20 protein-coding genes are annotated in these 23,026 nt (G+C 36.3%); 5 read left to right on the top strand and 15 right to left on the bottom strand.

Features of this window, described 5'->3' with window-relative positions:
* Positions 1–293 precede the first annotated feature (293 nt).
* The 3 genes from ACQ76T_RS16475 (at position 294) to ACQ76T_RS16465 (ending at position 5,794) form a co-directional block, all read left to right on the top strand.
* Positions 294–2,558, top strand: a complete 2,265-nt coding sequence (locus tag ACQ76T_RS16475; protein ID WP_431344352.1) for a TonB-dependent receptor domain-containing protein — start codon at positions 294–296, stop codon at positions 2,556–2,558.
* Positions 2,559–2,603: 45 nt separating this feature from the next.
* Positions 2,604–4,856: a TonB-dependent receptor domain-containing protein gene (locus tag ACQ76T_RS16470; protein ID WP_431344351.1), complete on the top strand. Its 2,253-nt coding sequence runs from the start codon at positions 2,604–2,606 to the stop codon at positions 4,854–4,856.
* 77 nt (positions 4,857–4,933) lie between these two features.
* Positions 4,934–5,794, top strand: coding sequence for an alpha/beta fold hydrolase (locus ACQ76T_RS16465; protein WP_431344350.1), 861 nt, complete (start codon positions 4,934–4,936; stop codon positions 5,792–5,794).
* A gap of 47 nt (positions 5,795–5,841) precedes the next feature.
* Here ACQ76T_RS16465 and ACQ76T_RS16460 read toward each other — a convergent pair whose 3' ends face one another.
* The 11 genes from ACQ76T_RS16460 to ACQ76T_RS16410 form a co-directional block, all read right to left on the bottom strand.
* Positions 5,842–7,596 carry a discoidin domain-containing protein gene (locus tag ACQ76T_RS16460; RefSeq protein WP_431344349.1) on the bottom strand — a complete coding sequence of 585 codons (1,755 nt, stop codon included), beginning with the start codon at positions 7,594–7,596 and terminating at the stop codon, positions 5,842–5,844.
* Between the two features lie 28 nt (positions 7,597–7,624).
* Entirely contained in the window at positions 7,625–8,650 is a 1,026-nt protein-coding gene (locus tag ACQ76T_RS16455; protein WP_431344348.1) for a hypothetical protein, read from the bottom strand.
* Positions 8,651–8,656: 6 nt separating this feature from the next.
* Positions 8,657–10,246, bottom strand: a complete 1,590-nt coding sequence (locus ACQ76T_RS16450) for an NAD(P)-binding protein (RefSeq protein WP_431344347.1) — start codon at positions 10,244–10,246, stop codon at positions 8,657–8,659.
* The gene (locus ACQ76T_RS16445) at positions 10,221–11,735 is read right to left on the bottom strand and encodes a polyamine aminopropyltransferase (protein ID WP_431344346.1); all 1,515 of its coding nucleotides are present in this window, start codon (positions 11,733–11,735) and stop codon (positions 10,221–10,223) included. The genes ACQ76T_RS16450 and ACQ76T_RS16445 overlap by 26 nt, the downstream gene beginning before the upstream one ends.
* Complete coding sequence (locus tag ACQ76T_RS16440; RefSeq protein WP_431344345.1) at positions 11,728–11,943, bottom strand: DUF350 domain-containing protein; 216 nt, start codon at positions 11,941–11,943, stop codon at positions 11,728–11,730. Before ACQ76T_RS16440 ends, ACQ76T_RS16445 begins: the two co-directional genes overlap by 8 nt.
* Positions 11,944–11,956: 13 nt before the next feature.
* Positions 11,957–12,148 (bottom strand): hypothetical protein, encoded by a 192-nt coding sequence (locus tag ACQ76T_RS16435; RefSeq protein ID WP_431344344.1) that lies wholly within the window; start codon positions 12,146–12,148, stop codon positions 11,957–11,959.
* Between the two features lie 3 nt (positions 12,149–12,151).
* Positions 12,152–13,618 carry a DUF4178 domain-containing protein gene (locus ACQ76T_RS16430; RefSeq protein WP_431344343.1) on the bottom strand — a complete coding sequence of 489 codons (1,467 nt, stop codon included), beginning with the start codon at positions 13,616–13,618 and terminating at the stop codon, positions 12,152–12,154.
* A 3-nt stretch (positions 13,619–13,621) separates the two neighbouring features.
* Positions 13,622–13,981: an S-adenosylmethionine decarboxylase family protein gene (locus ACQ76T_RS16425; RefSeq protein ID WP_431344342.1), complete on the bottom strand. Its 360-nt coding sequence runs from the start codon at positions 13,979–13,981 to the stop codon at positions 13,622–13,624.
* A gap of 22 nt (positions 13,982–14,003) precedes the next feature.
* On the bottom strand, positions 14,004–14,927 hold the full coding sequence (ctlX, locus tag ACQ76T_RS16420) for a citrulline utilization hydrolase CtlX (RefSeq protein WP_431344341.1): 924 nt from the start codon (positions 14,925–14,927) through the stop codon (positions 14,004–14,006).
* Positions 14,928–14,982: 55 nt separating this feature from the next.
* Positions 14,983–15,192 (bottom strand): four helix bundle protein, encoded by a 210-nt coding sequence (locus ACQ76T_RS16415; protein ID WP_431344392.1) that lies wholly within the window; start codon positions 15,190–15,192, stop codon positions 14,983–14,985.
* 290 nt (positions 15,193–15,482) lie between these two features.
* Positions 15,483–16,397 carry a dimethylarginine dimethylaminohydrolase family protein gene (locus tag ACQ76T_RS16410; RefSeq protein ID WP_431344340.1) on the bottom strand — a complete coding sequence of 305 codons (915 nt, stop codon included), beginning with the start codon at positions 16,395–16,397 and terminating at the stop codon, positions 15,483–15,485.
* Between the two features lie 290 nt (positions 16,398–16,687).
* Between ACQ76T_RS16410 and ACQ76T_RS16405 the strand changes: the two genes are divergently transcribed.
* Positions 16,688–16,852, top strand: a complete 165-nt coding sequence (locus ACQ76T_RS16405) for a hypothetical protein (protein WP_422694592.1) — start codon at positions 16,688–16,690, stop codon at positions 16,850–16,852.
* Positions 16,853–16,889: 37 nt separating this feature from the next.
* On the opposite strand, the gene ACQ76T_RS16400 is transcribed toward ACQ76T_RS16405, so the two are convergent.
* The 3 genes from ACQ76T_RS16400 to ACQ76T_RS16390 form a co-directional block, all read right to left on the bottom strand.
* On the bottom strand, positions 16,890–19,064 hold the full coding sequence (locus ACQ76T_RS16400) for a TonB-dependent receptor domain-containing protein (protein WP_431344339.1): 2,175 nt from the start codon (positions 19,062–19,064) through the stop codon (positions 16,890–16,892).
* 80 nt (positions 19,065–19,144) lie between these two features.
* Positions 19,145–20,209 carry a helix-turn-helix domain-containing protein gene (locus tag ACQ76T_RS16395; protein WP_431344338.1) on the bottom strand — a complete coding sequence of 355 codons (1,065 nt, stop codon included), beginning with the start codon at positions 20,207–20,209 and terminating at the stop codon, positions 19,145–19,147.
* Between the two features lie 97 nt (positions 20,210–20,306).
* Positions 20,307–20,681 (bottom strand): winged helix-turn-helix transcriptional regulator, encoded by a 375-nt coding sequence (locus ACQ76T_RS16390; protein WP_431344337.1) that lies wholly within the window; start codon positions 20,679–20,681, stop codon positions 20,307–20,309.
* Positions 20,682–20,801: 120 nt separating this feature from the next.
* Here ACQ76T_RS16390 and ACQ76T_RS16385 point away from each other — a divergent pair, with 120 nt between their 5' ends.
* Entirely contained in the window at positions 20,802–21,596 is a 795-nt protein-coding gene (locus ACQ76T_RS16385) for an SDR family oxidoreductase (RefSeq protein ID WP_431344336.1), read from the top strand.
* Positions 21,597–21,693: 97 nt separating this feature from the next.
* Here the strand turns inward: ACQ76T_RS16385 and ACQ76T_RS16380 are convergent, their stop codons facing one another.
* Complete coding sequence (locus ACQ76T_RS16380) at positions 21,694–22,980, bottom strand: citrate synthase (protein ID WP_431344335.1); 1,287 nt, start codon at positions 22,978–22,980, stop codon at positions 21,694–21,696.
* Positions 22,981–23,026: the final 46 nt, after the last annotated feature.

Below are 23,026 nucleotides of genomic sequence, written 5' to 3'. Positions count from 1 at the left end.
TAATAAAATACATTCCTTGATACCCAATCCTTTTTTTCTATTAATTTTTTTAAAAATTTCAACAAATTTCACTTCATGATGTAACAAAAATATTGTTTGGATTGTCTAATAACATAGTAAAGTCATTGAAGACAAAAAAAATAACATAAATTTTAATCACTGATAATCAGTTATTTAAATTTTAATTAAAAACATTTTAAGTACTTTGCATTGCATGATACTAAATTTATTATATATCTTTGCAATGTTAAATAACAAACGATACAAGCTATTAAACTAAAAAAATAATTATCATGAAAACTCAAATTCTCATTGCAGCCCTATTTTTCAGTGGATTTGTTACTGCTCAGCAGAAGAAAGACAGTTTGAAAGTCAATTCTATTGAGGCAGTCAATATCAAGAAACAGGTTTTCAAAAAACAAGGCGACCGCCTTGTGTACGATGTAGCAGCCTCTCCTATCGCAAAAGGAACCAATACGTTCAACCTTTTGAAACAAACTCCAATGATTTCGAGTGTGGATGGAAAAACGTTGAAAATTCTTGGTAAGTCTGATGCTGTTATCTACATCAACAACAAGAAAACAAATATGGATGCTGAAGCGTTAATCGAAATGTTGAAGTCTACTCCATCAGAAGATATTCAGAAAATTGAAGTCATTACCGTTCCGGGAAGTGAGTTTCAGGTAGAATCTAAGGAAGGTGTCATTAATATTGTGATGAAGAAGAACAAGAATAACGGCTACAACGGTACCCTGAAAATGCAGAATGAGCAGGCTTATTATAACAATCCTTCTGCAGGAGCTTCTTTTAACTTCAGACAGGGGAAATGGTCCGGAAACTCCAATGTAAGAATGGGAAGCTGGACGGAAAGACAGAGGTATACATTGTCTAATGGGGATCCTACTTTCAGAAATGAATCTTATGGATATAATGATGATCCTAACAAAACTTTCGGGGGCGGCTTCAATGTTGATTATGAGATCAGCAAGAAGCAAAGTGTAGGTATTTCTTATAATATGAGATATAACAAGAGCTTCAATTCTGTATTGGATGTGACCAATTTTCAAAACGGAAATATAACAAACAGAACGGTAAATAATGAGGATGCACAAACAAGAAATCATTCTTTTAATCTAAATTATGAAATCAAGACTGATTCTTTAGGCAGCAAACTTACTTCGAACGTTTCTTATTTATGGTTCAACAGAGATAAAGTGAGCTTCAACGAAACTTTTCCATTAAACAATGTAAAAGACAATAATTATTCGGCTCTTCACCAATCTGTTCCTCAGATCATCAATAATTATGCAGCCAATATCGACTATCTGAAAAAAACGGCTAAAGGTGAAACATGGTTGATGGGAGCAAGCTATAACCACACCAACACAGATAATGATACGAAGCAGGATCAATACGTAAATCAGGAATTTATTCCAGATACATATCAGACCAACCATTTCATTTATAAGGAAAATATCCTGGGAATTTATCTCAACTATGAAAGAAAGCTTACAGAAAAGCTATCTGGAAAAATAGGAGCTCGTTACGAAATGACAAGAAGTACCGGAGATATTGTAGGCAAAGAGGGAGGTTTTACAAGAAATTACAATAATCTCTTACCTTATCTGAATTTAAATTATACCATCAATTCCGATCATAATTTGAGCTATACTTTCTCCAGTAGAATCCGCAGACCGAGATTCTGGGAACTGAACCCTTCCAGAACGTACTTTACCCCTACCAATTATACTCAGAACAATCCTTTTATATTGGCTGCAAAGTTTTATAATCAGGAACTTAACTATATGTACAAGAATGCTTTCTACGCCAACCTTAGTTTTAATATGGTGGAAGATGCTGCAGCTTCTGATATGATTCCTTTACAGGGAACGGTAACAGCACCTAAGAAAGATGAAGACGGAAATTATATCTATGACCCGCTAGGAAACAAAATCATGGAAACAACAAGATTCCTTAGATATATCAAAACAAATTACGGAAAGAACAGAGAGTTGAGCTTAACTCTTGGGATGAACAAATCCTGGTTTAATGATATCTGGACAACCAACTATTCTGTGAACTTAGGATACATAACCTACCAAGGAGCTGTACTGGCAGATCCTACTTCCAAACCGGGACCGGAAGAAACAGAAGTGGTAGATCCGTACATCATTGATATTAAAAACTATAATATGTCTGCTACCATCAATAATACGATTAGACTTTCTTCTAAAAAAGACTGGTTCTTGGGCGTTAATTACTTCTTTGCAAGCCAGGCAGCAATGGAAAGTGGAATGATTGGAGCCAGACAGAGTTTCGATATCAGCCTGAAAAAGATCATCGGAGACTGGACTGTAGTAGCGGAAGTGTATGACTTGTTCAACCAAAGTTTTTACAGGGTTCAGGGAACGCAGCCCAACGGAAAATATAATAATATAACCAATTTCAATTATCCAAGATTACTGAACATCGGAGTTACCTATAACTTCGGAAATCAGAAACTGAAAAAAGCAAGGGAAATGAAATCAGCGAATGATGCTGTAAAATCAAGAACCTAATCCGGAAATATCTATTTCACCTCAACCACTCTTAATAAAACAAACATGAAACGTATACTTTTGTCCATCGCCATCCTATTCGGAGCCTGTGCTTTTGCTCAGGAAAAGAAATCTGATACGGTAAAAACCAAAAGCATAGAAGGCATTACCATTACCAAGCAGGTTTTTAAAAAGCAAAGCGACCGTTTTGTATATGATGTTGCCGCTTCTCCTGTTGCTAAAGGTAATACTACTTTTGATCTTTTGAAGCAGACCCCATTATTATCTTCAACCGATGATAAATCCTTGAAAATTGCAGGAAAGAACAATGCCATCATTTATATCAACGGAAGAAAAACAAATATGGATGCTGACTCTCTGGTTCAGTTCCTGAAGAATACACCGGCAGAAAATATTCAGAAAATTGAAGTGATTACCGTTCCGGGAAGTGAATATCAGGTAGAATCTTCAGATGGAATCATCAATATCATTTTAAAGAAAAAGATGAGCGACGGACTGAATGGAAACATGAGAATGTCTAACACTCAGAATAAATACAACTCAAGCCAGGCCAGTGTGTCTGCTAATTACCGAAAAGACAAGCTGGGAATCAGTGCCAGCGTAAGCGGAGGGCAAAATATAGAACCTCAAACGTATACGTTGAAAAACGGTACTGCAACAACGTCGAATGAATCGGTAGGAGACGTTGATGACCCGAACAAAAACATCGGTGGTTATCTGAATATTGATTACCAGCTGAATGATAAGAGCAATCTTGCCCTATCTTATAATACATGGACTAACAAAAGTGATAATTCGACGGTAGATCTGTTTAATACCATCAAGACAGAAAAGGAAACAAAATACACCTGGTCCAAAAACAGAGAGAATACAAAATCGTACAACAACTCTCTGAATTTGAATTATGAATTAAAAACAGATTCACTGGGCAGTAAATTGAACTTGAATGCAGCTTATCTGAACTACAGAAGATTTCAGAATATTGACAATGAAACCTTCATGTCAAATGCTGATAGAGACGTAATGGACAGAACGACTCAGATCAAGCAAAACCTTCCTCAGATCATCAATAACTTCTCTGGAATGGTGGATTATATTCAAAAGTTTAAAAATGACCTTACCATCTCCGTTGGAGGTAATTATAACAAAACTAAAACTGATAACGATTCTAAAAACATCACTTTTTCCTACATCCCTCTTTTGGCTCCCGATCCAAGACCGAATCATTTTATTTATGACGAAAATATCTACGGAGCCTACATCACTATTGAAAAAAAATTATCTAATAAACTTTCCGGAAAAGTAGGGGCCCGATATGAAATTACCAACAGCTTGGGAACGTCTGATAATGCTCCAACCGAAGAGCTGAAAAGAATTGAAAGAAATTATAATAATTTTCTTCCTTATCTAAGTGCCAATTACGCCATTAATGATAAGAACAACCTTTCTTATTCCTTTTCAAGCAGAATGAGAAGACCGAGCTTCTGGGAACTGAACCCGGTAAGAAATATTCTGACAGATGCCAATTATACACAGAACAATCCTTTTGTGAAGGCTTCTTCTACCTACAACCAGGAACTTACGTATATGTATAGAAATTCGTATTTCTTAATTTTAAATCATTCCTACATTCAGGATGTTATTACTCAGGTTCCTTTACAGGGATATCCGGTGTCACCTTCCGGTAAAGTAGGAGAAAATCCGGTACTGAGATATATCCGAACCAATTTCGGAAACAAACAGGAAATGTCTGCAATGCTGGGTCTTCAGAAAAACTTCTTTAAACAGTACTGGACAACCAATTTCAATATCGGTATTCAGCACAATATCAATAACGGAAGTCTGGATACGGATCCTACAACAGGAGATCGATTCAAAAATGAAAAAGGAGATTATATTGTGTACAGCAATAAAACAAAATCTACCAGTCTTTTGATCCAGACCAATAACACGATCCGTCTTGATAAAAAGAAAACATGGTTCTTCGGAGTTAATTATTTCTATGTAGATAAACAACAGATTGAACTTGGATCTCTGAAAAGCTTAATGAGCTTAGACCTCAGCATAAAAAAATTATGGAACGACTGGACCTTCGCAGTGAATGCCAACGATATTCTGAATACCAATGTCATCAAAATTGAAGATCAGCAGGATAACGGAAACTACAACTATATTCACCAAAACCGTTACAACAGAAATGTGATGGTAAGTGTAACTTACAATTTCGGAAACCAAAAAGTGAAAAAAGTAAGAGACATAGAAGGCGCATCCGATGCCATCAAGAGCAGAACAAGATAAATTAATCATTCTTCATATTCAATTATTTTTGTATTATCAACCCATTGATTTATTCAGTGGGTTTTTTATATTTATCTATGAAAAAAAATATCGTTGTTATTTTTATTTATATAGCTATTTCCTTCGTATGGATCGGCTGTAAAGAAAATAAAATCCATCTTGGAAATAATATAAGATTTGATAAGGAAGAAAATATCCGTTATGGGAGTCATCCTGATCAGGTTTTAGACCTTTACACCCCTGATCAAAAAAATAATCAGCAAAGAGAAGTTTTTATAATGGTTCATGGTGGAGGATGGCGCGGAGGAAATAAATCTCAACTCACCTTTTTTACGCTTTCCATGATGCAGAAATTCCCGGATCATATTTTTATCAATATGAATTACAGACTAGCTTCTGCCACACGGTATGCTATCCCCACTCAAATGCATGATATTCAAAGTGTTGTCTCGTACATTAAAAAGAAACTGAATTATACTCCAAAGCTAATACTTCTGGGAAATAGTGCCGGTGGACATTTATCTATGCTTTATGCCTATCATTTTGATGCTGATAAAAAAGTGAAAGCCGTTGTTAATATTGTAGGACCAGCTGATCTTTCGGACAAAAGTTTCACTTCTTATGAAGACTATTCATTTGTAGAAAAGCATTTGATTGATCCTAAAACTGTGCCTCAAAAAATAGCGCCTGTCAATTTTGCAAGTCCTGTTCATTGGATTACAGAAGGCGTACCTCCTACTCTTTCTTACTATGGTAAAAAAGATCGTGTCATTCCTCTTACGCAGGAAAAGATATTAGATTCGGTTTTAAGAAAAAATAATGTTATTCATCAATCCTACGAATTTTCTGGCGGGCATCTTGACTGGGACAAAGATAGAAATGATGATTTTTTGATAGATAAAATTGAGAAATTCATACAGCTTCTTGATAAAAAATAACACGCTCTGATCTCGCAAAGCGTGTTACATTATCTCTCTATTCTTATCTATTCTGATTTTGCGATTTCTGTTCTTTCAGACATTCCATTGGCATTGAAAGCTTCAATCTGGAAATAATAAGCATCCGTTCTGTCTGCCCCTGTGAAGAAGTATTCATTCTTTCCATATACCATAATGCTGCCATACAATTTGTCCGGAGATTTCCCCCAGTAGATGACATATCCGTCAGCTTCCGGATTCTGCTGCCATTTCATCCAGATACTTCTTCTTTCACCATATTTCTTGGGATCAGCTCTTAAAGGAACAAATCCTTCTACCTTTTTAGGCTTTTCACCAGCTCCTTTTCCAAATACTCTGAAACCGCTCAATGCAAACTTCCCGGTAGGCATTTTAAGATTTTCCATTTTAAGGAATCTTGCTGTTGCAGGTTTTTCAAGCTCAATATAATCATGAGGAACATCTCTGGTATTTTTACTTTTATCAACAATAACCTTCCATTTCTTCCCATCATTCGATCCATAGATTTTATACTGATGCATTTTTCCTAAGGTCTTCCCCATAAATTCGGCATCCTGATCTGCATAGTTAATCTGTATGGCATTAATTGTAGATACGTCTCCTAAATCCGTCTGGAACCATTCTCCTGAGTTTCCTGTTTTAGCACTCCAATAGGTCTTAATATCTTCATCCACGGCATAATTAGGCTGATAACCTCCTAATGTTGATGATACCTGAACAGGTTTATTATAATTTAAAAGCATCCATCCGGCAAAAAGACCTTTGGTAAAATCTTTCCCCTGTGCATACTGTGGCAGATATGTGGGATAATCTCCGTAAGCTGTGTTGCAATACATCACATCATCTTTGTCAAAACCAGCAGGCCAAATTCCCAACCTTCTTTCAAAGTTATTTTTAGTAGAGATGAAAATGGTGGAAACATGCCACCAGTTTTTGTAATTATCCTCAAAAGTAGCTCCGTGCCCGGCTCCTCTTGCAAAACCTCCAGGTTTATAGGAGAAAGGATTGTGCTGTTGATATTCAAATCCCTCCAAAGGGCTTTTGCTTACATATACTCCATCCGAATATCCGCTGAATTCCGTAGCAGGGGCCCCGTACTGCATATAATATTTTCCGTTGTGCTTCGTCATCCAGGCTCCTTCCACAAAAGGCTGCAGGAAAACATTATCATTATATTCCCCGAATCTTTCCCAACCGTGATCTTCAGGTTTCAGTTTGAGAATCGGTTTTACAAATCCTTCGGACTGAAGATTTTTGACTTTCACTTCGGTTCCCAGTAATGGCCATTCATTACTCGACCCCCAATACAGGTACAGTTTATTTTTATCTTCATCATAGTGGAATGCCGGGTCCCAAGCCCCTACTTTTAAAGTATCTACTGCAATTTTCCAGTCGTCAATTGTAGGATTAGTACTTTTCCAGATAGGAAAATCCTGTTCCCATGTAGAACCGTATACATAGAGTGTATCTTTCATCGCCCAGACTGCCGGAGCATTGAGATCGTGAATATATTTGTTGTCTCTGAGGAATTTTCTTTTCACAAACTTCCAGTCCAGCATATCATCACTGTACCAGTATCCTTCCTGATTGGTAGAAAACAGAAAAAGCTTGTTTTTAAAATTGACAATAACGGGATCTGCTGTAGCACGATGTTTTCCCTGCTTGGAAAAAACTTCAAAAGGGGTATATCCGTAATCTATATTGATAGGGTTACAGAACGTTTTCTGCTGTGCTCCGACAAATATTCCCAGGAGAATTGCCAGTGATAAAAAGTATTGTCTCATTCTTAGATTTTGAACATTCAGGGCAAAGTTAACCAACTTTTTTGGGTTTCCTCCAGATAAAACCGTCTAAAAGATAATGAGTAAGCTGTGGAACCACCAGTAGCGGAACCAAAAACTGAAGCAGATTTTCAGAAATATTTAGGTTCAATGAAAAATGTTCATTCCAAACTAAAGTTTCCCATAAGAATTCTTCAAGAAAAGCGAATCCTAAGATGACCCCGATAAACAAAAATATTCCTATCAAGGATTTAAAGATTAAAAGCCTGTCCAGCTGATTATGGTCTCTTTGTTTTATTTCCCGGATGTAAATGAGTGCAATGTAAGGGACACCATGAGAAATAACGTTCAGGAAAGTAAAAAGAAGATCATTATTAAAATATACGATTCCGAAGTACCACGAAAGATAGGTTCCGGTGATGAGGGCTGTTTTAGGAATATTGAATTTTCCCGTTTTAACGGTTTCAAAAACAGTTTTACAACCCCAAAGAATAAGTATTCCAAAGTACATTACGGTAATACAGCCTACGTAGTCAGGAAGATGTTGAAGCCATTCAAATTCATTATTAACGAACCAGGTAAACGCTCTTGGTGTCTTGAACCAATACAGCATAGGATATATTGTTGCCGCATATACCGCTACCTCATCTATTTTTTTGCTCCAGCTGTTGGGTTCAAACCGGGCATATATTCTCATAAAGCCATATTGCTGACGTATAAAATGAAAAACGGCAACGAGTGCAAGTACCGACCAGAATGTCAGACTTCCCCATTGAAACAGAAAGATTCCTATTCCCCAACTTATAACAGGAATACCGATATACAAGAGTTTCTTCTTCTGTACTTCACCTTTTACAAAATAGGTTTTGAATAGTGTTGAATACACATGAGCAACATCTACAAAAACGATCAGAAAAAGCCAGGTGTAAAAGGAATAGGTATTCTCCAATTCCTGAATCTGTGTCTGGAAAAAGAAAATAATCAACAGTACCAGAAAAGGTGGTGATAAAATAAACCACCAGTCTGTTTTTGCATTCTGTATCCAAGGTTGTTTCATACTTCTTTACAACATTTTCTCCGCTGTTCTTATTCCCTGATAAAAGGCTTCTTCAAAAATAGAAATTCCTGAAAGATCAGAATGGGCAAAGAAAATTTTATCATCAATAGGTTCTTTTGCCGATTGAGCTGCTTCTCCAAAAATCTGTCCCGGAACCGGAGCTATCATGGCATGTCCAATTTTGTGAAACTGCATTTCGATGATGAAATCCTCAATTAACGGATGAGCTTTCTTCAGGTCTTCCAAAACTAAACTTCTCAGTTCGGCTTCCTTCATGGCATACAGTTTTTTTCTTGCTTTCTTACAATCATTACTGGAGAAGCTTCTGTAATAGGTAATCACTTTTTCGTTTAAAATTTGATCAAGATTCTGATGCTGATCATAAATATACCCTAATCCGGATGACCCGTAGATCACATTATCCCAGGCAAGTTCTTCGTCTCCACCAAATTCATTCTGCAATGTGATGGTTGTAAGAAGCCAGGGAACGTAATGAAATGATGATGCTCTCCTACGAGTAAGAATTCTTTCATTCACAAACTGAGGGGTTGCAAATAATACTTTTTCTGCAATAATTTTCCTGGTTTTCTTGTTGACATTGTCGAAACTGAGTACTTCAACCTTGTCATTAATTTTTACCTCAAAAACCAGATGTTCTGTCAAGTGTTTTCCTTCTGTATATTTTAAAAAGTGCTTGGCCAGTCTGGCATTTCCTTCCGGCCAGGTAAAAACCTGATCTTTATATTTTTTGCTCCAGTTATTTTTTCTTCCTGCAAAATAATGAATCCCGGCCCACGCCGAAACGTAATCAATTCCTAATCCATAATCATCTCTACAGGAATAATCCAATAACCACATTAGCTCTTCTGACTGAAATTTCTGCTCTGCAAGCCAATCCTTGAAAAGAATGTTTTCAAACTTTAAGACCTCATCTTCTCTACTGGAATCCTGTACAGGAATGGAGAACCAATATTTCCCTTGCGCATCTTTTTTCTCACGGAAACTGTCTATTATTTTAAAGAATCGGGTAAGTTCTTTTTGAGTTTCAGGCGAAATTCCCTTTTGTGGAACAATATCATTCTGCCATGCGTTCTTGAAGAATAATCTTTCCTGCTGTGGAAAAGTCATCTGATACTCATCCAAAACAGGTTCTCCAGTTTCATCGTCACCAAGGTATATTTTACATTCTTTTAAAAAATCGATAATCTCTGTGTTTTCTTTATTTGGCAACGGTAAATAATGCGCTCCCAAGGGAAATTTTGAAAACTTATTTTGTCCGTTGGAAGAGTTTCCTCCCAAATGACTTTCCATTTCCAAAAGAAGATAATCATTTTGATTATTCTGACTGAAAAATCGGCTTGCGGAAAGTCCGGAAATCCCTCCCCCCACAATAAGATATCGGGTGTGGATAACTTCCGAAAACGGTGGAAAATCTTTTGCCCAAAGCTGATGGCCAAGAACATGATGGGTTCCTGTAATCTTCAGCAGCATAGACTTCATTTTCTTTCCGCAATATTGCAGAAAAGGAAGCATAAGACTCCCTAAAAATATCGTTGTAAGAAATTCCTTTCTACTGTACTTTCCCCCACTCTTCATCAAAATAACGAACTAGTATCTGGTTATCCAAACGGTTAATTTCTACCTCTTTCACCATCATATCTTTATTGAAGTAAGACATCTGTGAAAAGTTGTAATCATAATATTTTAAATTGGGCAGTCTCCTATAGATTTTTCGATTGACAGGTTCAAAAGACGCCATTGAAAAACCCCATTCTCCAAACGACGGCACATAGGTGTGATAGGCAGTTGTAAAAGGATAAATCTGATTCATGGTTTTTTCAATACACCAGAAAGATTTGGGAGCAAAATAAGGAGATGTTGTCTGTACGACAATTTTAGTATCCGGTGTAGTAATTTTTTCGAGCTCTTTATAAAACTGCAGAGAGTACAATTTTCCCAAACTATAATTGGAGGGATCCGGAAAGTCTATGATAATAACATCATATTTTTTTTGGTTCTCTTTTACCCAAATATAAGCATCTTTGTTGATGACTTCTACTTTAGCATTAGATAAAGAACTGTGATTAAGTTGGCGCATAGTTTCATTGGTTTTGAAGAACTGCGTCATGTCACCATCCAAATCTACAAGGGTTATCTTTTTAACTTCTTTATATTTCAGTACTTCACGAACGGCAAAACCATCTCCACCTCCCAGAATAAGAATATTATCTATATTCTTTGACATTGACATCACAGGATGAACCAAGGCTTCATGATAACGATATTCATCTGTGGAAGAAAACTGGAGATTGTTATTGAGATACAGGCGAAATTCACGGTTATTCCTTGTTAAAACAATCCTCTGATAAGGAGAGCTCTTGGTGTATACAACATTTTCTCCGTACAGTTTTTCTTCGGAATAAGAGAGTATCTTATCGGAGAATATAAAAAGAGTAAGCAGTAACACAAAGGCACCGATGGACTTCACTTTTAAAGACACTGATTTTGAAAGCTCTTTTGTAAGGTAAAAACACAGAAATATAGCAATGGAAATATTAATAAGCCCAAAGAATAAAGGCGTCTTTACAATCCCAAGATGCGGAATAAGCACCAGAGGAAATAATATAGAGGCTAAAAGGGCTCCAATATAATCGAAGGCAAAAACATTCGACACCAGATCTTTAAACCCGATTCTGTCTTTAAGAATATTCATCAGAAGCGGAATTTCAACTCCGACTAAACATCCTGTAAAAAAGACGAACAGATAAAGAACGGCTTCGAAATGAGCCATCGTATTAAAAAGAATAAATAATACAACGGAGCTGATCCCACCCACAATTCCTACCAGAATTTCAATCTCTATGAATTTGTCGATGAGGTTTCCTTTAATGAATTTTGCCAGATAGGAACCTACTCCCATCGAAAACAGATATACCCCAATGATAAAGGAAAACTGCTTTACAGAATCCCCTAAGAGGTAACTTGCCAAAGCTCCGGCCACCAACTCATAAATCAATCCACATGTCGCAATGACAAATACCGAGAACATTAAAAGAAGTTCAAGAGGTATCCTCTTTTTATCCATGAATTGCTGCGCTTATAATCATTGAAATTCCGATAATAAATGCTCCAAAAACGATCGCCAGTGCTATATTTTTATTTTGAGCAATCTCATGCCATGTTTTCTCCGGGGTCAGTTTTTCAATAATGAAGTAACACACAAGCAGAATAATGATTCCTAAAAATGAATAAAGCACCGAATTGAGTATAGGCAGTACATTGATGTTGTTCATAGTTTTTATATTTTTATTTGTGATAGTATCTGTAAAATCCAGCTCTGGAATGGCTTTTTGTGGTTCCGTCGCGATAGTTCTCTGTTTTGGTACAGTCGCAGAACTGGTTTCCTGTGAAGGTAAGATATACAAACCACCCCAGAAAAAAACTTCCGATGGCAAAGAGCTGCCAGTTATTTTTGATATAATTGATGATTCTCTGCATAGCTTAATTGGTAGAAGGATAAGGTGAGTTGGAACTGTTCTTCCATTTATTGGTTTCAAAGATTCTTTTCGCCAGATAGCTTAATCCTGCAAAGAGAACTAAGCAGATGAGTACAATGGCAAAGTTCCAGAAGGAAACCGGAAGCCATATTGCTTTAATTTTGACAGAAGCGTTCTGCTCATATTTACTGGGATACCCATAATCCGGAACCATATTGATCAGTATAGAATCCAGTTTTCCCATTTCTTTAGGAGTATTGAGAAGGCCTGTTTTTTCTATAATTGTATTTTTCAGAGCTTGTTTGTCTGTATAAGAACTGATACTTTTATCTTTGTCATTTTGCAAAAAGAAAGTTCCCGTTTCGTTCTGAATGATAGAAAAACCTCCTTTTTCTGGTCTGAACCCTGATTTAAAAGGATCGGCAACCCCTCCTTCTTTTTCTGCTGAGATCAGGAAATGATAGGTTCCACCAGGAATTCCGCATATATTGAAGTCTTCACTTTTGCTTCCCTCGCTCCAGCTTTCTCCATCTTCAAATCCGGAATAGCGTTCTATATCTTTGGAGGCAGATATTACCTCATTGGTCTTTTCGTTAACCAGACTTACCCCTACGTTTGCCCAGGAATTGTCTACGTCTGAAAAAGCATGTATTTTCAATGGGGCGGATCCACCAGAAAGAGTAAAACTTTTGCTTACCATTTCTTTATCGTTCACCTCAGCAAAATTAATATTCTGCTCAAATACGGTTTGGTTACTTCGGGAAGTGACAACATAGAGTTGGAGTAAGCAAATCAACAAAGCAGTAACAGCCATAATATTGGTACTCTGTCTTACATTATATGCAAACGGCTGTACAATACCTATTCCGGTACGATAGGGTAATTCTTTTATTCCAAAGGCTTTCCGGATTTCTGATCTTGAAATATGTTTTCCATTGAAAAATTCTTTTGAAGCACCATATTCTTCTCTGGAAATCATTTCTGCTCCGTTCACATATTCTTTATAGGTAGCCAGACCAAACTGAAGTTTATCCTCGAAAAAGCCTGTTGCAGCGTAAATACTACATGGCGTTGTCTCGTACCATCTGTAATTTTTACCATTAGCTTCTGCGTAATATTTGTATTCTTTGAAAGCGAAATCTACAGGACAGAGAACTACCCAGTGTCCGTCACTTTCACTGAGAAAAATATTGTTACCTGCCTTATCTTTTAAAGCATATTCTCTCCAGAAGGTATCGGAACCATATTTTTTAATGACGATATTCATTACCCAGTATTCCGTTCCATAAAGTATACCTTTACGACCTACTTCCAGAACAACATTTTCTACGGGTTTTTTAATGGTTTTACTGGCGGTGGTTTTTCCTACTGTAATAAGTTTATCACAATGGCTGCAAATAAATTCTTCAATAGCGAAATCGATCGCCATCTGATTATTATTGGTTTGGCAAATGGGACAAATGTGATCCATTTTTTATCGGTAAATTTTGTGTTTTTGAATGGTGTTAGCTTTAAAATACTGGATCACCTCATCTGCAATCTGTTCTACTTTCGAGGTGTTATCCTGAGTATAATTACAAAGAAAAACATCAAAAGTAAGCTGCTTAAACTCTGGCCATGTATGGATACAAAGATGGGATTCTTTAAGACAAACCGCAGAAGTAAAACTTTGGTTATCAAAAACGTGATTAGTAACCCCTACAATTTCTACGTCTTTGGTGGACAGAATATGCTCTGTAAATTTTAAAAATCCTTTACTGTCTAATAATAAATCTTCTGACTCTGTTTCCAAAGTCAGAAGAATATGTAAGCCTTTACTTGATAATGGTTTCAATTAGTTTTTTTTCGCAAATATATTATTTTTTGGGAAGAAAGACTTCGGCAAGCATACATCTTGCACTTCCTCCTCCGTTTACTTCAATAGTATTCAGATCTGAATAAATAATTTCACAGTACTTTTCAATAGCTGCTACCTGCTCAGTTGTTAAAGACTGATAAGCGGTCTGACTCATCACCAGAAACTTATCTCCGTCTTTATTCTGAACCTGAAGCATATTTCCTGCAAACTGCTGCATTTGTTCTTCAGAAATTTCAACGATTTCTTTTCCTGAATTTTTGATGGTTTCAATCACTTTTTCTCTTTCAAGCTCGTCATCAATACAATCCAGACAGATGACCACAAACTTATCTGCCACGCACATCATTACATTGGTGTGATAAATCGGAAGTCTTTCTGTACCTACTGTTTGAAATGAATGAAAAACGACAGGAGTGAATCCGTATTTCGAACAGAATTCTCTAAATAGATTTTCATCTAATCTCAAAGAAACAGAACCGTAAGCAATTTTTTGATCATGATCGAAAATCATACTTCCTGTTCCTTCCAGAAAATGTCCCTGAGTTTCCGAGAATGACCAGTCATCAACCTCAGCAACATCAAATCCCTGCTCTTTGATGGTCTCAATGATGTCCTCTCTTCTTTCCACTCTTCTATTGGAAGCAAACATAGGATATAAGACTACTTTTCCGTCTTTGTGAAAACTCACCCAGTTATTAGGAAAAATAGAATCTGGTGTATGAGGATCCAAAGTATCTTTTATAGTAATTACATTGATTCCTTTTTCTCTCAGCTTGCCGACAAAGGTGTTGAATTCTGCCAACGCTTTTGACTGAATATCTGAACCTGTCTGTTCTACCTGAAAGTAATTGTTTTTTGCTGTTTCTGCGTTGTAACCGAAAGCAATCGGCTCTATCATTAATACGGTATCTGTTGTTTGCATTTTTATTAAGTTTGAGGGTGTTTGGATTTGAGAGTCTGAGTGTTTTAGTGTAAAGTTATTTTTGTTCTTTATTGATTGATGAAAATGTACACCAACTTTGTGACTGACTCATCATATTGACCAACATCCCAATTATTTGATTGTATTGATTGTTTAAATTAATAAACTGTTCTGCATTTATATAACTGCATTTCCATGCATACAATAGCCAAGTTTGAGTTTCTCTTGCTTCACCTTCAGAATCCGTAAGCCTAGCAACAAAGATTTTTCATATTTTCTTTTCCCCAAGCTTCACTAATATTGGCAGAAACTGATCTCGATGAACGCCTGATTGATCTGTAGGAGAATAAAGTTCTTCTTTGGGAAAATAATTTGTAAGTTCAAAAATCATCATAGCAAATTCTACAGATTTTTGAAACACCTTTAAATCCTGGTGAAATCTTATTGTTGGCATCTTTGTATTCTGAAACTAAAATAGAAAACAACAACAATTTTCACTCAAAAAATCTCAGACAAATCCCAGAAACATTCAAACCTTAAAACTCTACTACTCAGTTATTCTCTCACAAGCGGCATTGTTGAGCATCTTAAAAGGCCTCCCATTTTAGAAATTTCTCTATAAGGTATTTCCTCTACCGTCATTCCCCACTCGTTTCTCAAATGGTTGTTCATTCTGGTGAATGCTTTGTCTGAAACTACTACATCAGGAGAGATCGAGAAAATGTTCGGGAACATTTCAAACATTTCTTCATCATTGATGTGAAAGCAATTTTCTTCTCCAAAAATATCGATGATCAGACGGTAATCACTTTCATCTACAAACCCGTTCTTATAGATAATACATTTGTCTTCTCCTACAGGATTGAAAGTACAGTCTAAGTGAAGAATTCCTTCAAATGGAACTTTATCATTTTTTCTCAGTTCAAGATCTATGATTCTTTTCTTTGGAAAATATTCTTTTAAAATTTCAATGGCATATTCGTTGGTTCTTGCCGTTTTATAATTTCTATAGTCTTCGCTGAAGCAGGTTCCTATGAAAATAAAGTCGTTCCAAACAATCACATCCCCACCTTCAATATGAGCTGTTTCCGGAAGGTTGATAATTTTTCTCCAGGCTACTTTTTCAAAAACGCTTTTGTATGCTTCCTGCTCATCTGCTCTGTCTGCAATAACGTTTGAAATAATCATTTTATCATCAATCACAAAGGCCACATCTCTTGAAAAAACCTGGTTGTAATCCTGAATAATGCTGGGGCGGAGTACTTCAACGTTATACTTTTTTAAAACTGCTTCGAAAGCGTTCATCTCGTTGATGATATCCTCTTCTTTAGGATAAATGTTGTTTTCGATTGAGTAATACGACTTGGCGTCATAACTTTCTTCTAAGGTGGGAACTGGGCCCAATGAATTAGGCTGGCCCAATACTACAGATCTCAGCCTTCCCGTTTCGTTTTTAATGTTTAGTCTCATAAAGATTTATGCAATACTACAAATATAAGTAAAGGTCTCTATCTGGAAAACTTTTGTCTAATTTTCTGCTTCAAATTTGATTTTAGCAGTGATATCCTTTTCTAAATTTTATTCTTTCCTACAGCTTACCTGCTTTCATGGTATGTAAAAGTTCGCAAAAAGCTATCTTTCATCTATATAGGTATAAAAATCTCTTCATACAATTCAAATAATTTTCATACATTAGTGATATAATTCTCGCGAAATTATACTTTTTAAAACTTTACTATTAACATCAAAACAACAAAATCATGAACAAAAACAATTCTGTGCTGAAGAATGCACAAAAACTAGGAAGAGAGCAACAAAAATCAGTAATGGGAGGAGCTCCTATTTCAACAGGCAGAAGATGCTGTGAATGGGATAATACAGGAAAATGCTTTATCTGGACTTGTGACAGATGCCAATGTCCATAATACATTCAGAAACCTGCTTTTTCAAGCAGGTTTCTTTTTATCTCGTCCGGTTTTCTTCTTCAGTTTTCTGAATTTCTTTCACCTGATACTTCGAAGTTCCAAAATTATAACTCAGCGATACAAAAAGCCTACTGCTGTCCCACCAATGCGTAAACCGATTATCCATAATCTGCTTATGCCGAAATTCCAGACGCTGATCATAGGAATCCAATAGATTCGTGTACCCTATTTTTGTATTCAATTTATTATCAAACCATGACTTCTGAACAGACACATCAACATTATACCGTGGTTTAATGATATAAAGACTATTCCCGGTTTTGGATTCATAATTGAAAAAAAGATTCACGGTATATCCTTTTGAAAACGAAAATACCTGATTCAATCTTATTTCATAATTATAAATATTCAATGCAAAAACCTCATCCAGATAAGGCCTGAACTCATAGTTGTAATATCCTGAAAGTTGGGCCGTGATATTCCACCAATTGGTAAGCTTTATAGGTAAGCTTGTTTCCAGAATTGCAAAATTCCTGTAAGGAAGATTCGTTCCAAGATATTCCAACACATTTGTCTCAGGATTGTACAAAGGATAACGGGTCATCACGTCTTTCTCTTTTCCAACGGTAAAGCTTGTTATCCAGTTTTTGTAACGAAAGGATGCTTTGATCTGACTGGTAAAAGAAGGTTGTAAATAAGGATTTCCTATCCAGTAATTTAAAGGACTGAAGTAAAATCGAAAAGGATTCAGCTGTGAAAATACAGGTCTTGTGGTTCTCTTGCTGTAAGAAACCGAAAGTTCGCTGGAGGGGTTGAAAGTATAACTTAAGCTAAGAGACGGCAGCCATCTCAGATAGTTTCTGGTAACAGTAGAATCAATAGTAACAGCATCTGAAATACTGTTGGTATTTTCAAATCGGAGCCCTGCGTTGATCTGTAATTTATCAAACTTTTGTCTGTAAGCCAAATATCCCGCCCAAATTTTCTCTCGATAGGAAAAAATGTTACTTCTTGAAGGATCGAACACAAATATATTTTCTACTGATAATGTATCATAACGGATATTATTATGAGTATCTGAAAAGCTGTACTTAACTCCCGCCTCGATATCTGCATTCCCAATTTTTTGAGATGCATCTATCTGAGTCGTATAAATTGTGATTTTATTAAAAAGATCAGATTTCCAATAAGATAAAATATCTGTAGAAGATCGATTTCTATTGATAAAATCATCCTTTTGTTTGTTTTGAACCGAGAGATAATTTCCCAAAAAGCTGAGTTTAAATTCTTTATCTTGATAAGAATAATCGGTAGTTATTCCAAGATTGTCCTGTCGGTAGTTTGATGGATTTTCACTTATCGTGTTCAGTACAGTTTGAGTTTCTGTTTTATCGGTCGTAAACAAAGATCCGTCTCGGGAGCGCATGTTATCCCGAAAATTATGCCTCAGGTTAATGCCAAGTCTGTTTTTGTCATTTAATCTGAAATCTGCTCCTGTAAGAATAGCATACACTTTAGCATCATCTTTCTGATAGGCATTGGTTCTCATCATATCTGTACTGGCTAATTTCTGCAGGGCACTATACCGATATGTTGAAATTCCTTCATTATATCCAATCTGCACATTATAGGTGACATTATTTGTATTGTATGAAAGATTTAAAGTGTTTTCACGGTAATTGAACTTATTTACATACATATTCCCGCTATAGCTTCCTTTCCAGCCCAAACTTATATTCTTTTTTAATCGTATGTCAATAATACCTTTGAATTCTGCATCATATTTTGAAGAAGGGTTGGTATTTATTTCTATCGATTCTACAATTTCCGGTGAAAGAGAACGGAGATAGATCTGCAATTCCTGGCTGCTCATCACAACAGCTTTTCCATCAATGAAAATAGCGGGAGTTATTCTTCCGCCAATAAAAATACCATCTTCCTGATCTATGGAGACCCCTGGTGCTTTTCTCAATACATCCAAAAGATTGACAGAAGTTTTAAAGTCTTTATTTCCGGAAACTGGCATTACCAGATTTCCTTCATTCAATTTTACTTTTCTGGGAGCGGAACGGATAATAACCTCCGAAATATCTGTTGTAGAAGGCTGAGACTGAACAACAGAATCCGGAACTTTTTTTCTTGAAACTTCCTGTGCTTTTCCTAAAAACCCAAAGAGTACCAGGAACAAGAAAAGCCTTAATTTGATGATCATAAATTTTAATTTTTATGAAATCAAAAGTATTGGCTTACGGCAAAAAACAGGTTCTGAGATTAAAATCCCGCAGTACGAAATTATAAATTTGAACTCTGGAATGTAGATTCGGTAAGGGTTTGCGACTGTTTATACAAAAGAGGAGTTGTATTTTTAATCTTTTTAAATGTAGAAAAGAATGTTGACTTGGAATTGAATCCTACTTCATAACCGATCTCTTCAATCTTCAAATAAGAGCCATTTCCTATTTTCTCGCAAGCTTCATTAATCCTGTACTCGTTAATATATGTGGCAAAGCTTTTTTCCAGATTATCATTCAAAAGCTGGGAAAGCTGATGAGCGGGCATATTCATCCGGGAAGCCAGGTCATTTAGCTTAAGATTCGGATTTTTGTAAAGTTCCTCAGCATTCATCAGCTTGTCTAATTTTGATACAAAACTATCGGCCTGTTCCTCTGAAATCTTTTTGTTGAAATATCTTTCAACTTCCTTCATTGGAGAAACCTGTTGGTATTTTCTATTAAATAAAATCAAAAAATTAGCATACAAAACGAATGAAAACACAAGGCTTCCTCCTGCACAATAAATTTGTACCCATCCCGTAGAAATCAATTGATATGTTAAAAAGATAATCACATTACTGATAAGGACAGGAAGAACAAACCTATTAGAACTTTTGCTGTTTTGTTTTGAAAAAATATAATACTGATAAACTGCAAGAAACACAAATATAGACCATACTGCATATATAAATGTTCCGAAATAATGATCCCATGTGATTGGAAAAATTAAATAGAGTAACCCAACAGCCCCTAAAAAAATGGTTAGCAATCCAAAAGCTTTTCTACAGTTCTTCAGATCAAACTGTTCCTGCTGAAAGGAAGATTTGATAAAGTAGTATAATGCAGGCCCTGTAAAAAATAATGCCGATAATCCCAAATGCGGAATGACTCTCGGCAAATCGGGATAAAAGTAAATACATACGGAAATTCCGACCCTTGAACTTAGCATTAAGAGAAGAAGTCCCAGAAAAAAATCCGGAAGATATCTCAGTTTTTTTACAAACAGCAGATAGATACCCAGCAAAAGTCCGTTGAATGCTCCTACTGCGCTAAAAAAGAATAGCATCTGTTGTCCAAAAGTCATTGGGTATTAATTTTTTACAGTATAAATTTAATCAAATTATGATATTCGATTCCCAAAAAGAAAGTAAAATATCAAAAATTATGAATTCCGTAGATTTTTATTCGTTTTTAGGGATGCCTTCCATTTTCTTCAGAATAAGGGTCCGTAAACGTTCTTCATGATCATCACCCCATTTTCCCAATACAGCAATTACCGGAATCAGTGTAAGTCCAAATTCTGTAAGCCTGTACTCAACTTTTGGTGGCACAACAGCGTAAATTGTTTTAGCTACAAGCTCGTGATCTTCAAGTTCCTTCAATTGTACATTCAACACTCTGCGGGAAGCATCGGGAATCTTTCTCTGAAGTTCGCTTGGTCTTTGATATCCTTCATGAATAAACCATAATAAGCGGATTTTCCATTTGCCATACAGAACTTCTGCAATAAGATCAAGCCCACAGTTCAGATTGGGTGGAATTTTTCTTTCATACATAGAACAAATGTAGCACAATGACATGACACTACAATATGGGATAAATTTATCCGTATATGATTCGTAACCCCGTACTTGTAAGAGCCTGCCATACTCCTGAAATTTGTACAAAAAGAAATCATGACAGGAATATTTAATTTCAACAACGAATTATCAGGTAAAATTGCCTTAGTAACTGGAGGAACAAAAGGAACTGGAAGAGCGATTGCTGAAAGGTTATTAGCAGCCGGAGCTACGGTAATTGTCACAGCAAGAAATCAATCTGAAAATATGAATAATCAGCTTCATTTTATTTCAGGAGATCTGAGCCAGGCAAAACACGCCGAAAAGCTGGTAAGAGAGATTCTTTCTACTTTTGGAAGGCTTGATATTTTAATTAATACTTTAGGCGGTTCAGAAACTCCCGGTGGTGGTTTTTCTGTTTTGAGTGATGAAGATTGGGAAAACACGATCCAGAACAATCTTCTGGCCCCTGTTCGTTTAGACAGAGGATTTTTACCCCAAATGCTGGAACGAAAAACCGGGGTAATTATTCATATTGCTTCTATTCAGGGAAGGCTTCCTTTATTTGATTCTACTCTACCGTATGCGGCAGCCAAGGCCGGGCTTATCAATTACAGTAAAGGTCTGTCAAAAGAAGTCTCTCCAAAAGGTGTTCGTGTTCTTACTGTTTCTCCTGGCTGGATTATGACTTCATCTGCGACGCGAATGATGGAACGTATTGCAGAAAGTTCAAAAACCTCAATAGAAGAAGCTACACAAAGTGTCATGGATGCATTAGGAGGAATTCCTATCGGCAGACCGGCTCAACCGGAAGATGTTGCAGAGTTTGTAGGATTTCTGGTTTCTTCCCGTGCAAAATATTTAACAGGAACAGAATATGTGATAGATGGAGGTACTATTCCCACAGTATAATTACTCAATGTATTCCGTTTTATGATTTAAAGGCAAAATGATAAGCAATAAAAAATCCCAAAGCAAGCTTTGGGATTTTTTATGGTATAAGCAAATATTATCTGCTTGCAATATCGATGTAGTTTCTTTCCTGAGCACCTTGGTAAACCTGTCTTGGTCTTCCGATTGGGTCTCCTTTCAATCTCATTTCTTTCCACTGAGCGATCCATCCTGGAAGTCTTCCTAATGCAAACATTACAGTAAACATTTCTGTAGGAATTCCTAACGCTCTGTAGATGATACCTGAGTAGAAGTCTACGTTTGGATACAGTTTTCTTTCTACGAAGTACTCGTCTTCAAGAGCTACTCTTTCTAACTGCATTGCAATGTCAAGAGCTTTATCCTGAATACCTAATGCTTTAAGGATATCATCAGCAGCTTTCTTGATAATTTTCGCTCTTGGGTCGAAGTTTTTGTAAACTCTGTGTCCGAATCCCATTAGACGGAAGTTATCAGCTTTATCTTTAGCTTTAGCAACATATTTAGATACATCACCACCATCTTTCTCGATAAGTTCAAGCATTTCGATTACAGCCTGGTTAGCACCACCGTGAAGTGGTCCCCAAAGTGCAGATACCCCAGCAGAGATAGAAGCGAAAAGACCTGTGTGAGCAGAACCTACCATTCTTACTGTAGAAGTAGAACAGTTTTGTTCGTGATCTGCGTGAAGGATTAATAATTTATCCAAAGCATTTACAACTACCGGATCGATTTCGAAATCAGCGTTTGGTAATCTGAATGCCATTTTGTAGAAGTTCTCTACGTAGTTTAGGTTATTGTCTCCGTGGTTTAATGGTAAACCTTGAGTTTTTCTATAAGTCCAAGCACAAAGGTGAGAGAACTTAGCAATCATAAGCTCAGCTGCATGATCCATTTCTTCTTTAGAGTTTACGTTAACGGCTTTCGGGTTGAAAGCTGTCAATGCAGACGTCATAGAAGATAAAACTCCCATAGGGTGAGCAGAACGAGGAAAAACATCAATGATTTTTTTCATTTCGTCTGCGATGAAGTTATATTTTTTAATATTGTTGTCGAATGAAGTAAACTGATCCTGAGTAGGTAATTCTCCATGTAATAGAAGATACATTACTTCAGTGAAGTTAGATTTTTCAGCAATCTGTTCGATTGGATAACCTCTGTAGAATAATTCTCCCTGATCTCCGTCTAAGTAAGTGATGTCGCTAATAGTAGCTCCTGTATTTTTGTAACCTAAATCCAGAGTGATCAAACCTGTCTGGTCTCTTAATTTTGAAATATCAATCCCTCTGTCTCCGATAGTACTATCCACGATTGGATATTCATATGAATTACCTGCGTAATTCAATATTACTTTGTTGTCTGACATTATTTATTTATTTTTTTTAAATATACCACTTTCCATAAAATACGGC

It is taken from the genome of Chryseobacterium sp. JK1, from assembly GCF_050632815.1.
GTDB lineage: Bacteria > Bacteroidota > Bacteroidia > Flavobacteriales > Weeksellaceae > Chryseobacterium.
The sequence above is the reverse complement of the archived record's forward strand: the minus strand, read 5'-3'. Positions and strand labels throughout refer to the sequence as shown.